The 14,717-nt window shown below is 38.9% G+C and carries 16 protein-coding genes; 7 read left to right on the forward strand and 9 right to left on the reverse strand.

The window, feature by feature from the left end:
* Nucleotides 1–174: 174 nt before the first annotated feature.
* From CJ483_RS03780 to CJ483_RS03800, 5 genes are all read right to left on the reverse strand, one after another.
* On the reverse strand, nt 175–363 hold the full coding sequence (locus CJ483_RS03780; RefSeq protein WP_120032078.1) for a hypothetical protein: 189 nt from the start codon (nt 361–363) through the stop codon (nt 175–177).
* A 727-nt stretch (nt 364–1,090) separates the two neighbouring features.
* Complete coding sequence (locus CJ483_RS03785) at nt 1,091–1,882, reverse strand: DUF817 domain-containing protein (protein ID WP_120037776.1); 792 nt, start codon at nt 1,880–1,882, stop codon at nt 1,091–1,093.
* 40 nt (nt 1,883–1,922) lie between these two features.
* Nucleotides 1,923–2,147, reverse strand: coding sequence for a helix-turn-helix domain-containing protein (locus CJ483_RS03790; RefSeq protein WP_120032080.1), 225 nt, complete (start codon nt 2,145–2,147; stop codon nt 1,923–1,925).
* Nucleotides 2,148–2,157: 10 nt separating this feature from the next.
* Nucleotides 2,158–2,640, reverse strand: a complete 483-nt coding sequence (locus CJ483_RS03795; RefSeq protein WP_120032082.1) for a DUF2975 domain-containing protein — start codon at nt 2,638–2,640, stop codon at nt 2,158–2,160.
* A gap of 486 nt (nt 2,641–3,126) precedes the next feature.
* Entirely contained in the window at nt 3,127–3,990 is an 864-nt protein-coding gene (locus tag CJ483_RS03800; RefSeq protein ID WP_120032084.1) for a manganese catalase, read from the reverse strand.
* Nucleotides 3,991–4,644: 654 nt separating this feature from the next.
* Here CJ483_RS03800 and CJ483_RS03805 point away from each other — a divergent pair.
* Together CJ483_RS03805 and CJ483_RS03810 are read left to right on the forward strand one after the other, a co-directional pair.
* Entirely contained in the window at nt 4,645–4,830 is a 186-nt protein-coding gene (locus CJ483_RS03805; RefSeq protein ID WP_120032086.1) for a type Z 30S ribosomal protein S14, read from the forward strand.
* A 645-nt stretch (nt 4,831–5,475) separates the two neighbouring features.
* A complete protein-coding gene (locus CJ483_RS03810) occupies nt 5,476–5,697 on the forward strand; it encodes a hypothetical protein (protein ID WP_120032088.1) in 222 nt (73 codons plus the stop codon).
* A gap of 758 nt (nt 5,698–6,455) precedes the next feature.
* Here CJ483_RS03810 and CJ483_RS03815 read toward each other — a convergent pair.
* From CJ483_RS03815 to CJ483_RS03825, 3 genes are read right to left on the reverse strand one after another with little or no spacing between them, the layout of a single operon-like run.
* The gene (locus tag CJ483_RS03815; RefSeq protein WP_120032090.1) at nt 6,456–7,283 is read right to left on the reverse strand and encodes a DUF4097 family beta strand repeat-containing protein; all 828 of its coding nucleotides are present in this window, start codon (nt 7,281–7,283) and stop codon (nt 6,456–6,458) included.
* Entirely contained in the window at nt 7,283–7,987 is a 705-nt protein-coding gene (locus CJ483_RS03820) for an ABC transporter permease (RefSeq protein ID WP_120032092.1), read from the reverse strand. Before CJ483_RS03820 ends, CJ483_RS03815 begins: the two co-directional genes overlap by 1 nt.
* On the reverse strand, nt 7,971–8,900 hold the full coding sequence (locus CJ483_RS03825) for an ATP-binding cassette domain-containing protein (RefSeq protein ID WP_120032095.1): 930 nt from the start codon (nt 8,898–8,900) through the stop codon (nt 7,971–7,973). The genes CJ483_RS03820 and CJ483_RS03825 overlap by 17 nt, the downstream gene beginning before the upstream one ends.
* A 151-nt stretch (nt 8,901–9,051) precedes the next feature.
* Here CJ483_RS03825 and CJ483_RS03830 point away from each other — a divergent pair, with 151 nt between their 5' ends.
* The 5 genes from CJ483_RS03830 (at nt 9,052) to aac(6') (ending at nt 13,354) form a co-directional block, all read left to right on the forward strand.
* Nucleotides 9,052–9,771, forward strand: a complete 720-nt coding sequence (locus CJ483_RS03830) for a response regulator transcription factor (protein WP_120032097.1) — start codon at nt 9,052–9,054, stop codon at nt 9,769–9,771.
* Nucleotides 9,771–10,859 carry a sensor histidine kinase gene (locus tag CJ483_RS03835; protein ID WP_120032099.1) on the forward strand — a complete coding sequence of 363 codons (1,089 nt, stop codon included), beginning with the start codon at nt 9,771–9,773 and terminating at the stop codon, nt 10,857–10,859. The genes CJ483_RS03830 and CJ483_RS03835 overlap by 1 nt, the downstream gene beginning before the upstream one ends.
* A gap of 267 nt (nt 10,860–11,126) precedes the next feature.
* Nucleotides 11,127–11,465 carry a TIGR04104 family putative zinc finger protein gene (locus CJ483_RS25655; RefSeq protein ID WP_182916958.1) on the forward strand — a complete coding sequence of 113 codons (339 nt, stop codon included), beginning with the start codon at nt 11,127–11,129 and terminating at the stop codon, nt 11,463–11,465.
* A gap of 348 nt (nt 11,466–11,813) precedes the next feature.
* Nucleotides 11,814–12,653: a CBF family alpha/beta fold macrolide esterase gene (gene mleCBF / locus CJ483_RS03845; protein ID WP_120032103.1), complete on the forward strand. Its 840-nt coding sequence runs from the start codon at nt 11,814–11,816 to the stop codon at nt 12,651–12,653.
* Nucleotides 12,654–12,919: 266 nt separating this feature from the next.
* A complete protein-coding gene (gene aac(6') / locus CJ483_RS03850; RefSeq protein ID WP_120032105.1) occupies nt 12,920–13,354 on the forward strand; it encodes an aminoglycoside 6'-N-acetyltransferase in 435 nt (144 codons plus the stop codon).
* A gap of 107 nt (nt 13,355–13,461) precedes the next feature.
* On the opposite strand, the gene CJ483_RS03855 is transcribed toward aac(6'), so the two are convergent.
* Nucleotides 13,462–14,334 carry a YitT family protein gene (locus CJ483_RS03855; protein WP_120037778.1) on the reverse strand — a complete coding sequence of 291 codons (873 nt, stop codon included), beginning with the start codon at nt 14,332–14,334 and terminating at the stop codon, nt 13,462–13,464.
* Nucleotides 14,335–14,717: the final 383 nt, after the last annotated feature.

The following is a 14,717-nucleotide window of genomic DNA, read 5'->3' on the forward strand; positions in this document are numbered from 1 at the left end:
ATCACACCAATAGGACCAGTAAGCCCCTATCCGCTGTTAAAGAAGCTGATCCTTCTCTTCATTAAAGCGAAAGCGGCAATCACATTTGCAACATAAAAAGGAACACCAATCTCTAAGGCAGCTGCAAAGCTGCTTTAAAGTTTTGATGCCCTTCTTTTTACTGTTAAGCTATTGTTAATCCTCTAAGAAATATACTTTCTCTACTCTCCATTCAACTGGCACACCATCTGTATGAAATGTAGGAAAATAAGTGTAGACAAACTCTTTCATTTGTTCTTCTGTTGGGTATTCATCAAAATGTTGACTCTTGATCAATTCCATACACACAATTTGAAACCGGTGTTTTACTTTAACTTGTTTCATTCATAAGTATCCTTTCTTGTTGCACTATTCCTTACTTTCTTCACTATAGAGTCGTTACATCATTACAACAGATCCTCCTTTCCACAAAATACAGTTCTATATACCCTTTTATTTTTTTATCAAACCACATTTATGAATCTTTATCTTCATTTTAAACTATATCTAAATACCCATTAAATAGCTAACATATTTTTTAAACATCAGCTATTCTTCCACACCACAGTTTGTATAGTAAAATAAGGAACAAAGCCCTTTCTGAAAGGTGTGGGATTTATACGGGAAGAAAGCACTCGCAATTTTCTTTTAATAAGTTCTTACGGCACACTGGTCATAGCTATTTTTTCACTATATACGTATGGTACAAACAAAAATTTTCTCGTACTTATTTACGGTTTTTAAGCTCTTTTATCATTGCAATAATAAGTTTAGTTATTTGGACGGTATGGTTGATCGGGCCAGTCTACCTTGAACCCGAATAGGCTTCTACAGAAGGTTCTCTCAACATAATGACGGCCAATTTATTATGGATTTTTAGTGTAGCTCTCTTGCTTGTAGGGATCGCTAAGAAGCAATAGTATAATCAAATAAGGCGTAGTTGAATTTTCCTGTTCATACCAACGGGGCCTCCTAACACGTCGACTTTTTTATGCCGGAAGACATTCGACTAAAAAAAGCCGAATTCCTTATTGTGCTAAGGATTCGACTTTCTTGAAGCGGTTCTTAATGGCTATAGAAATTGATCAGCGTCTATCTTAGAGGGAGCTTTTCCCTTAACCTGTTTTAACGTGGCTACTATAAGAAAGCTAACAATCACTAATAAAAGCCATGAACTTACCTTTCCTAGATGAACGAGACTCCATGCATCCGCTTGGTTTGGATATTTCCAAGCGCCAAAGAATGTCGCAATATTTTCGGCAATCCATATAAAAAAACCGATAAGTATGAAAGAAAGTACGAGCGGCATACGGTAACGAATCCCCCCAACCTCATATAGGACCCAGGATTGCCAGAAGACGATAATGACAAGTCCCGATAACCACCAACGAACATCAATCCAATAATGATGGATGAAAAAGTTCAAATAAATCGCAGCTGCCAACGGTACAACCGTCAAAAAAGACGGCCACTTAATCAGTTCAACCTTAAGTCTTCTCCACGCCTGACAAAGATAACTCGCTACACTCGCGTACATGAACCCGCTATATAGAGGCACGCCAAAAATTTTGGCATACCCTTCCTCTGGATAAGACCAGGAGCCCATATGTACCTTAAAAAGCTCAAGAGCAAGCCCGATCAAGTGAAACAAGGTAATAACCTTTAATTCATCCCTTGTTTCAAGCCCTGAATGCACCATCCACCACTGCATTAAAAGGCAGATAATGAGCAACCAGTCATACCGCGGCAGGAAGGGAAGCGGGATAATTTGTGTCAAAGCCAAAGAGGCAAAAATAACGACAGGAAACAAACATGATAATGCCTGCTCCCACCCGAAACGAACGAGTTGTTTCAGCGCTCCCATGATTTGTGCGTTCAACGGTTCCTTCTGATATGCCACTTTATTATTCATCTTGGTCGTCTTCATCATTTCTATATTCTAAAATATCTCCGGGCTGACAGTCTAAAGCTTTACAAATCGCTTCTAAAGTTGATAATCGAATCGCTTTTGCCTTTCCATTCTTCAATATAGAAAGATTAGCCATCGTTATTCCAACCCTCTCCGAAAGTTCAGTGACGCTCATTTTCCTTTTAGCCAGCATAACATCAATATTAATTATAATTGCCATCTCATTCACCTCAGACCGTTAAATCATTTTCTGATTTTATATCAATTGCATCTTTCAAGAGCCTTTGAAGAACAGCAGCAAAGACTGCAATCACCAGTGAAGCAAAGATGATGATTAATCCGATGACTATGATGCCTGGGGCGTCGTCCTTCTCTGCTATCAGATATAAGAGCGGCAGATTCATTACGTACAGGACACTAATTGTGATAGCACAGTATTTTATATTCTTTAAGGATTTTACAGACAGTTCCGAGAATGCATGATTCTTATCGATGTAATGCAAAAGCTGAAAAGCCTGATACAAAGCGAAGTAAAAAGGAATCGCCGCTGCATACAAACCGATGAACATGAGATATTTCAAATATAGGCGATCCGGGTATAATTCTGCTGTAAAATTCGCAATCTCAGGCACCACAAATATGCACAAAGCAAGAACTGGAAGTCCAATGATAATAACTGCTATCTTTAGAAAAAGTGTTGTTCCTCTTTCCATAAAAAGCACCTCACTTATTTATTTTCCACTTGATTTTAACAAGTTATTTATCGTTTTACAATAAATTTTTATCTGTTTTTATTATATTTTTGTTGTTATGTTACTATCCTTTTATCTTAGACAAAGACAAAAAAAGCATTCCTACTACATAGAAGCACTCCACAACTTTGAGCTATTCCCTTTATCACTGTTCCAACAGCATTGAAAGCAAAGCGCCTGTACGAGCGGCATAGCTCCATTTCTTCTTCTTTTTTCTCAAAAATACCCTCACCTGATTGAATAAAAGATACATCTAGTTTGTTAAATAATTTGTGTGGAACTATCCGTCCCGCTTGGAAAAGTAGGAAATAAAAAAACACCCCTTCCAGGGTGCTGTGCACTTATAAAAAGACGGGCTGCCAAGAATGATAAACTTCATATTTCTTCACTTATCAAATAAAACCTAAAGGATGCTCTTTCTCCTTCTTGCTCAAATGAACGAACCTGCTAACACATGCTTGGGGGAATGTTCGTCGGGTTGGCTTTAAGGGCTGCTGGCGGGGTATTGAATATATATGGTGGGGCAGGCTTCAGTTTTGGCGCTTTAGCACAAGGAAGAGGGTTTTCCACGTAATTGAATGTCCCCTGACAATCCATACTAATTCCATGGGCCCATCGCCCTTCAGCACTTTCATTTCCTCGTGAAAAATTAAACAGCGTATAAGCGACTTCACGTTTTTCCAATTCCTTTGGAAATGCTACCGGGACAACAATCCCCCTTTCTGCTGCCTCCAGTTCCTTGATAGCTGCGATCCATTGATTCTGATGCATGGTATCTCTCGCTATTAACCATGAAAGCATATCCTTGACGCCTCTATCATTCGTTTCCTCGTACAAGCGAACGGCTTGCAATCGTCCTTGAGATTCTGCATTTAAATTAGCTCTAAAATCAGCTAAAAGATTTCCGCTCGCAATAATATAATCAGCCGTCCATCGATTGCCGACACTGTCTGCCGGCATGGCTCCTAGTCCGGATACGATCACGTGCTGTGGATTCATTCCTCCAAGAATAGCTCCTATTATTGGATCTTTCGCTGCCTCTTCCAGGTCGCCAACCGGAGCACCATCCAATAAACGGGCAATCATTGTCGCTAACATTTCTATGTGGGCCAGCTCTTCGGTTCCCGTATCCATTAATAAATCTTTATACTTCCCATTCCCCCGCACACTCCATCCTTGGAACAAGTATTGCAAGGCAACAGAGATTTCGCCGAATTGCCCGCCTAAAACTTCCTGTAGCTTTTTCGCATATAACGGATCAGGTCTTTCCGGCTTTGCATGATATTGTAATTCCTTAATGTGGTAGAACAATCCACTCACCTCTTCTTGAAATGTGGTCACGCTAATAAGGTTCAAGTTATACTATTAGCTGGCACTTTATTAGGTGCGTGTCCCGTCATCCCCCTACCATAAGGTAAAACATAGGATTGTGGCTTATTCAATGCTCGTCTGCTTTTTCAGTGGCTTGAAATAAAAGTAAAACCTTCTTATTAATCATTTGTTCGTGTTCTTCGTCATGAATAAATACACGAAAAGAGTCAACCTCTCCTCGTCGTTGACTCCATTTTTTGTTTTATTCTGCCCTTTCTTGAGAAATAGATAAATGCCTCTCTAATTTCCATAAGCTTTTTTCCTAGAAACCTCTGTATGATACTAGTTAAATCGACTCCATTTAAATCTCTTTCCTGCTATCTCTTGCATTTTCTTCGCTTTCTTGTTCATCCATATCAATTTAAATCCTAGGTTTGTCTTTGCTCGTTTGATTTCTTTTTCTCCAGCTCTTCATCTGTAATTCCGTTAGAAGACTTGTCCAAATGTCTCTTCCGTTTTTCCAATGAAATACGGTTTTTCCTATAAAGCAATAAAGCCTTTATCTAATTACCAACAGACTCCTATGTCATTAGAATTATTATTAGGTTATAATAATAAATGTCTCCTATCCTTAATCACAAAGGAGGTTAAAATATGGCCAAGAAGTCTATGATCGCTAAACAAAAACGCACCCCAAAATATAAAGTACAAGAATATACACGCTGCGAAAAATGCGGAAGACCCCATTCTGTTTATCGTAAATTTAAGCTTTGCCGTATTTGCTTCAGAGAACTTGCTTATAAAGGGCAAATTCCTGGAATAAAGAAAGCCAGCTGGTAATAAAATTAAAATAAGTCTCCTAAATAGGAGACTTATTTTTTTAATAAATACGAATCCCTAGTAAAGTTTGGTATAATTCCACTTGTCGACAAATTTCTTCTCTGTCTTACAAATAACGTTCATCATTATACTATTAGTTACTAGAAAGGGGAGCTTCCTTTGATTCCGATAGATCTTATTTGTCATGAACTCAAACGGTTAACAGACGACTATTATAAATGCAAAAATCCCATTATAAAAACCTATATTTATTCTGATATTAAACTTTTAAGCAAAGCCCTATTTCTAAGTGACCAGTCAGACGTATAAATAGCCCAAGTCTCTTTTCTTTCCGATACATACTACTGATCTTACTGATCTGTTTCATTCAATAGAATTGGCCCTAGATAAGCTGGGAGCTTTCCTGGCTTTTTTATTTTTCTTCTACTTTTATCCACCAACCTAATTGTATGTTAGTACCCCTATTCATATTTTTATATTTCCCCCTATTTGATGAAACACCTTTTCCTTTTTACGCCATGTTACAAAAAAGTAAAAAACGTCATCAAACTTTCCATATACAAGGAAAAAAATACAAATTATAATTAATTATAGAAAAGTAGTATTGAATCACTTCTTTTAGCCTAAAAAAAGGAGATAACGACCTTGTCTTTAGACCATACCAAAAACATGTTAAAAACCATGATGTTTTATAGTAACTGCCAAATCACTCAAACGGTTTCTAAAAACCAAAAAAGGGTACTCTCTGTAAACTATCAGAAAGAAAAGAAGCTGTTTGAAATAACTTATTTAGAAACAGCCGCTATTGAAACTTATGGCGACATTGAATCAACTGCTCTGGCAATAGAAAAAGCCATAAAAGACTAATTTCAGACCACTCTTCCTAGAGTGTAATTCCTTATTGAATCTAAATACCTACTTCACCTTCTTTTTGAGGCAAGCTAGACGATCCTTCTGACACCCTGTAGGCTCTTCCGCTAGATTTTCATGAGCAATAGGCCTTTCTATATCTTCTACTAAAAGAAGATCCCCTCATTTCCACACCTCTTCATCTGCGATCCGGTTAGAAAGTCTTATTCCCTTCCTTCTTGTCACTTTTCAGCAAGTAGGAACTACGTTTGTAGAAGTATCTGTTATTTTTCTGTAGAGTTATAATCTAGTTAGTTTCAATATATGGAACAGAGGTAATTTTTTTATGAAACACTTTACATTTTTTATTTTTCAATCAGTATTATTTAGTTTGTTTTTTGTTGTCAATTTTTATTTTGATGAATATATCAGTCCTCCATTTACTCGTATTGATCTAATAGCATCATGTATATTTTTACTTCTTGCCATGCTGGTTTCAAAACCGATCATTCATTTTTATAGACATTTCAGTACCATTCGTCTTCGAATAAAGTTTCTTCTCTCCATACCAGCCTTTATTTCAGCCACCTTATTAGGAGGATTCTTCCTATCTTTATTAATGGGAGAAGCCCTCTTCAATCTCTAAAGTTCCCTATACAGTTTCTTTTGGCTGTAAGCCCCCTTTAGAATGTTCGGATGCTTCTGAAAAGTTTTCTAGGTTCATTCCCCTTGAAGCAAATGTGAGTGGGCAAGGGGATTTTTATGTACTCTATTTTTTATTGAATAACAAGCCCGCCATCTTCGGTTTTAGCCGAAAGACGATTCGTCCCGTCGCCAATAGCATGAGTGTTTCTATCATATTTAGGTAACTCAATCTTCACATCTTCACCAGCCGTCACCAATTGAAGCGAAGCAGGTGTTTTTATATATTGAATACCGATATCACCTGAAACACTTTTCAATTGTATATTCGGCTGTTCCGTAGCCTCTGTTATTTTAATTTGTTCGTCAGCTGTTCGTATCGTATGTGCTGTGCCTGTGCTTTCTTTTATGGAGACATCGCCTGCATCTGTTGTGATCGATAAATTTTTGAGACTACTTTTAGCAATTTTCACCATGCCGTCTGCCGTGGAAAACTCAGCATTTGAGACGATTACATTTTTTACATGCGCCATGCCAGCGGAGGTTCCTGCCTGTATTGTATCCAACTCCAAACCTTGAATGATAAGATCGCCATAGGCACCGTTAATTGTAAGAGCTTTACTTTGGGACTTCGGCAGTTTCATGACCACGGTTGGCATGGGACGAAAGTGAATATTTTCTTGCCATTTTTTCTTTTGGCGTGTCTCCTTCAGGACGAATGTATTGTTTTTTTGACTAACTGACAGTATATTTTTATTTAATGTATGCCCCTTTATTTGAAGATGTATTTTATCATCAGGTGAATCGGCAATATCAATATTTAACTCATCTAGTGTAATGTCGATATACGGCATCGCTTTATACCCGCCGATTGCTACCGTTTTAACAGGCTGTTTCAGATAAAGAATGAGGCCTGCACCCATTGTTCCGAGCAATAATAAAACAAACATTTTTCGTAGCATTAGGCCACATCCTTTACATCAATGCTGCGGAACGACAGATAGGCAATCCCCAATCCAAACAATGCCAGGATAAGTGGAATAAATACGACATCCGCTAAGCTGAAGGTGTCCCCACCGTCTGAAACTGTGGCATTAATTAAAAAGCCGATAATGACCGCTGAGGTAATTGTTGTTGAGGTGGACTTTTTTCGCATACCGAAAAACAGTGGAATCAATGCGATGGCCCCCATCATTAATGCGTTTGATACTACCTTTGGAGAAACGGAGAATATTTCTTGTAATGTGACCGTGCCTTCAAATAGTCCGAGTGAAGGCTGCAAAAAATACGTGATCATTTGCATGAGCCAAAGGCCGATTAATAGACTTCCCGCCGTAAAGGCATAAGCAAGTGTTAATTTAGCCAACAATAGTTTTTTCCGTTGTATCGGATATGTGAATACCACTTGTATTGTTTTAGTGCGAAATTCTGAAATAATTAAGCGCGATAAAATAACACTGCCGAAAATAATAAAGGTAATATTCGATAGGATGGTGAGGAGCGACATAAATTCATGAAAGGAGCTCATTGCGCCATCCATTTCATTTTTTGAACTTAAGGCAATGAGCGCCACAAATCCATAAATGCCAATCATACAAAAGGCAAAGCTTTTAAAATAGCGGGTCATTTGATGTTTTTTCCATTCCAGCTTAATTAAATGCAGCATGTGTGTACCCTCCTTTGATGCGGTTAATAAAGTATTCCTCCAACGTTTGATGCACCATTTCCACTCTCTCAACGTCTACTCCGTGTAAAATCAAGTGTTTCGTTAAATCGGCTGTTTTTACATTTACTTTTGTAAGGCGCAATGTCGTTGCGTTAATGATTTGTACCTTGGCCTGAAACGCTTCTTCCAGCAATTGCTTTGCTTTTCCTGCGTCGCTTACCATGATCTCTGTCGTTGGCTGATGCTGCTCGCGCAATGCAGGCATGGCGATTTCCTCGATTAATTTTCCATCCTTTAATACGCCGATTGTATCGGCAATAGACTCAATTTCAGCTACGATATGACTGGAAATTAAGATGGTCATGTCGTATTGTTTTTTCAAAGTAACAAGCAGCTCCCTCACTTCTTTAATGCCGACAGGATCTAACCCGTTAATGGGTTCATCTAAAATTAAAATTTTTGGTTTTGTAATGATGGCGCGCGCAATCGCTAAGCGTTGACGCATACCAAGGGAAAATTCCTTTACTTTTTTCTTTTCAATTTGCTGCAAGCCAACGGTCTCTAACACCTTTTCCAAGCGGCGATGATCGTCATAGCCTATATAGGCACAGTGCAATTGCAGATTTTGCTGCGCAGTAAGGTCCTCATAAAAAATCGGATACTCAATTAAACTGCCGATGTCTTTTAAGTAGCTATAGGAAGTGGCCGCAATCGATTCATTTTGTATAATAATGTCGCCAGAAGATGGCTTAACTAAATTTAACAGCATTTTCATAACCGTTGTTTTGCCAGAACCATTTGGACCAAGAAATCCGTATATTTCCCCCTTTTTCACTTTCATGCTTACATGATTGATGATGAGCTCAGATGTAAAGCGTTTCGTTAATTGATGCGTTTGAATAATATAAGTCACATGCGAAACCTCCTGTTTTTTGCTTATATCAAGCGTAAAAGATGAAAGTAAAAATAAAGTAAACTGGCAGGAAAATGTACGTAATATTTATTTTTAAGATAGGTATAAAAAGAAAAACTTGTTAGGATAGAAATAGGAAAGAGGGATTACAATGACAGACGACGCTAAAATTTTAATTGTGGATGATGAAGTCGGCATTTTAAAACTGCTTACCATTACATTACAGAAAGAACATTTTTCTCATATCGTCACCGCATCAACGAAAGAAGAAGCGATGCAAACCCTATTCAAGCAAGACTTCCATATTATTTTGCTTGATGTCATGCTGCCGGATGGTGATGGCTTTGCCTTATGCTCAGCGATTCGTCAGCAAACAACAGCCCCCATTTTATTTATTAGTGCACGCTCGAGCGATTTCGATAAATTAACTGGGTTAAGCGTCGGTGGTGACGACTATATTACCAAGCCATTTAATCCGCTTGAAGTAGTAGCCAGAATACGCGCTATTTTACGACGCCAGCGTGTGTATGAAAAACAATCGTCACAGCCCGAGGCCAAAAGCTTTGTATACGATACGTTTGCTTTTTCACCTGACGAAGCCTTATTAACCATACGAGGAGAAGCAGTGGAAGCGACGGCGAAAGAATTAGAGTTACTCCATTTCTTTTGTAAAAACCCGAACCGCGTGTTCACCACAGCGCAAATTTATACGTTCGTTTGGGGAGAAGATGTGTTTGGGGAAGAAAAAACCGTTACCATCCATATTGCTAAACTGCGTAAAAAACTAGGAGATAATACGAGAAAGCCAAGTATTATTGTGAATTTGCGCGGGATCGGCTATAAATTTATTCCGCCAACAGGTGAGGCATAATGAAAATTCAACAACGCTTTATTTGGCATTTACTATTAGGCTCGTTGATTTGGCTGCTGCTGTTAGCGATCATATTGCCAACTGTTATGGATGGGATTTTACCAAAGTTCGGACTTGGCGGTGAGCGTTATGAATGGCTGGTGCTCATTGTTGTTGGCATGGTGACGGTGCTGTGCATGTTACTATTTGGCTGGTACTTTGGCAGCCCATTGCTGCTTGTGATGAAATGGATTAACCAGCTTGCCCATGAAGATTTTTCCCCGCTGCAAGAGTGCGAGAAAATGTATACACGGAAGAAAAAATTAAAGATGCGCTATCGCTTGTATCAGGAAGTGATTACGCAGCTTGCTGATATGCGCTCGCAGTTAGAAAAAGCGAAAATTGAACGCGCTCAGGTAGAGGAAGCGAAGCGCGATTGGATTGCAGGCATTTCACATGATTTAAAAACGCCGCTCACTTATATTAAAGGCTATTCTACCTTGCTATTAAACCCTGATTATGATTGGTCAAAAGAAGAGCAGCAAAATTTTATTCAAGAAATTGATCTCAAAAGCTCGCATCTAGAGCAACTGGTGCAGGATTTAAATTTAGCCATGCGCTTTGATGGTTCACAGGCCATACCGATCCATAAAACAAAGCAAAATATTGTGGAGTTCGTTCAGAGCGTCTTAGCTGATGTGAGCAATGATTTACGTGCAGAGCCTCATCACTTCGAATTGCATTTTACGACGCCGGATATACAACTAGCATTTGATGATCATTTATTACGGCGTGCGCTGCAAAATATTTATATGAATGCTGTGCTTCATAACGAAGCTTCCGTAAATATTGAGACAACCATCGAACAGCAGGTACAAGGTATTGTTATTCATATTGAGGATGATGGAATTGGCTTGAACGAGGAAACGAAACAAAATTTGTTTAATCGCTATTATCGCGGAACGACGACTGAGCAAAAATCAGAGGGGACCGGTTTAGGCATGGCTATTGTTAAATCTTTAATCGGAGCGCATGATGGTGCCATCACGGTCGAAAGTACAGAGCAGCAAGGCACATCATTTACAATTACATTGCCAATGGTAAAGTAGATTTCTAAAGCAATACCGCTTAACAAAGGAGCCCCTTCCCCAAGGATGCAAGAAAGGGTTCAGCTATACCATCGATGTAGACAATGATCTTTTCCCAACCAAAGTTTTCTTAGATAATGTATATAGACCAAAAGAGCCTATCCTCTAAACAAGGAATAGGCCCTTTGATTTTCTCCTGCTCTCACTCGCTAAAATAAAATCACTTCCTTCTCATTGCCCTATGCAGTATCATTAATAGAAGAACTTCATTAAATCATTTTTAGGGAGGTGTTAAACATCAATCTGCAAAAATGCGAAACTTGTCATCGCAGGTTCAAATGGACTGAAATTTACCCCTCACTTTTCATTGAAAGCAGAGCTCTGTATTGCAAACAATGTCAAACCCGCTATACAATGATTCATTCTTCACGTTTAACTTATTCTGCCCTATGTGTACTAATAGCCATACTGCTATGTTACTTCACTATTTATCGCTATCATTTGAGCTGGCCATCCATCTTTGTGTATCTTCTATTGATGACTTTAACCTCCTTCCTTTTTCCGCTCTGCGCAAAGTATCAGCGTTCTCAAGAAACAGAAGAAAAATCTATAAATACGACCCGTTAGTTGAATATCTCGGGCCTTATTTTTTATGTATGACGCATTGAGATTTACTGCATATCAAATTATATAAAAACTTTCTTTATTTTAGATTTTCCTAGAAACATGGTTGCACAGCCATATTTGATAAAACATAGAGAAATTTCGGTATGTGAGGAAACTACGTTATGTTATAGTCATACATATAAGGGGTGATCCCCTTTCTAACTCTAGTCAAAAGGAGGCCTCGTCATGATTATTAAGTGGGTTCGACTGCGATAATTAAAGGGGCAGGCCAATGAGACTCCGGAAAGAGTTTATTGATCTGCGCCTTAATAACGGCGATTAGATAATAAATTATACGGAGGTAAAAATATGAGTGAACAGATAGTGAAAATAAATAATGTAGATATATGCACAGAATGCTTTGGAAACCGTAAGGACCCTGCCGTACTTTTGATTATGGGAGCGATGTCTTCATTGGATTGGTGGGATGAGGATTTTTGTCTCCACCTCGCTGATCAAGGGCGATTTGTCATTCGTTATGATCATCGGGATCTTGGGCGATCGACAGTATATGAGCCTGGTACTTCCAACTATACAATAACGGACATGGCCGATGACGCGGCAGGTGTGCTAGATGCTTATTCTATAGAGCAGGCACATATCGTTGGAATGTCCTTAGGCGGTATGATCGGCCAGATTCTTGCCCTGAGATATCCAGAACGCACACTCACGCTTACACTCATTGCATCAAGTGTGTTTGGGACTGAAGCGGAAAAGTTGCCTCCAATGGATCAAAGCATACTGGATCACCATGCGAAGAATGCATCGATAGATTGGTCCGATCGAGAGGCCGTTATTGCCTATCTGGCAGATGGGTGGAAAACTTTAGCTGGATCCAAACCTTATGAACAAGCAAGAATGTATAAACTGGCGGCAAAAGAATACGATCGTGCCAAACAGCTACCAAGCAGGTTTAATCATGCCATGCTACAAGGCGGAGACGAGTATTTCGATCGAATGAATGAGATCGACGTACCTGTGCTCATTATTCATGGTACAGAGGACCCAGCCTTGCCATACGAGCACGGGCTTGCTCTTGCAAAAGCCATCCCTCATGCTGAATTAGTGGCTCTTGATGGATCAGGACATGAAATTCATTGTGAAGACTGGGATCAAATTATCCATTCAATAATAAAGCTTGGTTCCTGATAAGCGAATCATTCCCTTCTTCCTTTGCCGTTCAAATAGATGGATTTCCAAAAGATAAGCAGGCTTCACATTTATCATTAGAAAAGGGGCCGCTCTGGTCCCTTTCTCTTTTCTCGCTTCATTCAGCCTAATGGTTCATCTCTGTTACCTGAAATTCTTATAAGGAAAATTTACATATTGGCGTTTGTTTTCAAGGAGCCTGAAATGGAGCCACACTCGCCAAACGACTGGCATATCGCAGACAGACTGAATGGGGAGGTTCTTTTATGCTAAGAGAGGCAACATTATCAGATACGAAAGAAGCTGCTCAACTTGCTTTGTTGCTCTGGCCTGGACATACTTTGGAGGAACTTATACACGAAATGTCACAGCTTCTTGGCCAGCCAGATGCGACTATAATTTTGGCTTATGATAGCAATGAAGCCATTGGGTTTGCCCAATGCCAATTGCGCTATGATTATGTTGAAGGGACAACTTCAAGCCCTGTGGGATATTTAGAGGGACTCTATGTAAAAGAAGCTTTTCGTAAGCAAGGGGTTGCAAGAAGCCTAATTCATACGTGCGAAAATTGGGCTAGAGAACGGGGCTGCCAGGAGTTTGCTAGTGACTGTGAATTAGGAAACAAAGAAAGTTTAGCGATGCATCTTAAATTAGGATTTAGCGAAGCCAATCGTATCATTTGTTTTACAAAGAGGTTATAGGTATATAAATGAAAAACTCTTCAAACACAATTAACAGACAGCCCCTTTATATACACTTTGTCCAAAGGGGCTGTCTGTTGCCTGACTATCTATTTGCCAACTTTCGCCTAATGGATATTATGCTTTCTGAAATTGCCGCCTTTTACCTCTGCTACGTCATATACGGTCACAAAAGCCTCTTCGTCAATTTCATTAATAATTTCCTTAATTTTACTTTCTTCTAACCGGTTAATAACACACGTAATTTCTTTGAACTTTTCATGGGAATAACCGCCATACACTTCATTATACGTGGCACTTCTTCCTAAGCGGTCTCGTATCGTTTTTACCATTAATTCAGGTTGAGTTGTAATAATTTTAAAGGTTTTTGATCCGCTTAAGCCTTCTTCAACGATATGAATCACCTTAGAAGCGATAAAATAAGCAATGGCGGAAAGAATGGCCCCTTGTAGACCAAATACGGTAGAGACAAAAATGAATACAAATAGGTTTAAAAAAAGAATAAAATCACTCGTCCCAAACGGCAATTTTCGAGAGAGCAGAACGGCTAGCATATCAATACCGTCCAACGCCCCGCCATTACGCAAGGCTAACCCCATTCCAAAGCCGAGAATAATTCCGCCGACAACAGTAACGAGCAAAGTATCCCCTTCAATAATAGCTGGCATATGATGCATAAGACTGGTGCCAACAGCTAGTGAAGCGATGCCGATAATGGAATAAATCGCGAAGCTTTTACCAATTTGTTTATAACCTAGCCAAACAAAAGGAATATTAATAACAACAATGAGGACTCCTAAAGGTAATCCAAATAGTTGTGAACCAACGATACTAATGCCGGTTACTCCTCCATCGGATACATTATTTGGGATTAATACGGTTTCAAGTCCATATGCTGCGATAAATCCTCCTATAATGATTATCAATCCTCGTAAAATTAATTTTAATTGATTAGGACTATGCTTTTTAACTGTACTCATCTGATTCCTCACTTCCAATATTTTTTCCTTTTTAAATTTACCATAAAACGCTTCTTTGATTACTCCGCTTTGTTTATATCCTAAGAAAAACTGCACAAATTACAGGACCATGCTTTCTGCCACTCCCTCTCACATCGGCTATCCATCTACTTGCTAACACCATGTAAAAAATGTGTAAAAATATTTTTTAGTAACCCCGCACAAAAAAGACCATTCTAAAATAATTACTTTAAGAATGGTCTTTTTCATATATTATTGAATCTTTTCTTTAAAACAATCCCGTAAGCTTCTTTTTTCGAATCGCGAATTTCTTTCCTAATTACAAAAGATCGCCCTTCGCCTTTTATTGTTATTTGGCAAACAGAAAGGATAGAATTCACGTT

Source organism: Bacillus sp. PK3_68, assembly GCF_003600835.1.
Lineage (GTDB): Bacteria > Bacillota > Bacilli > Bacillales > Domibacillaceae > Pseudobacillus.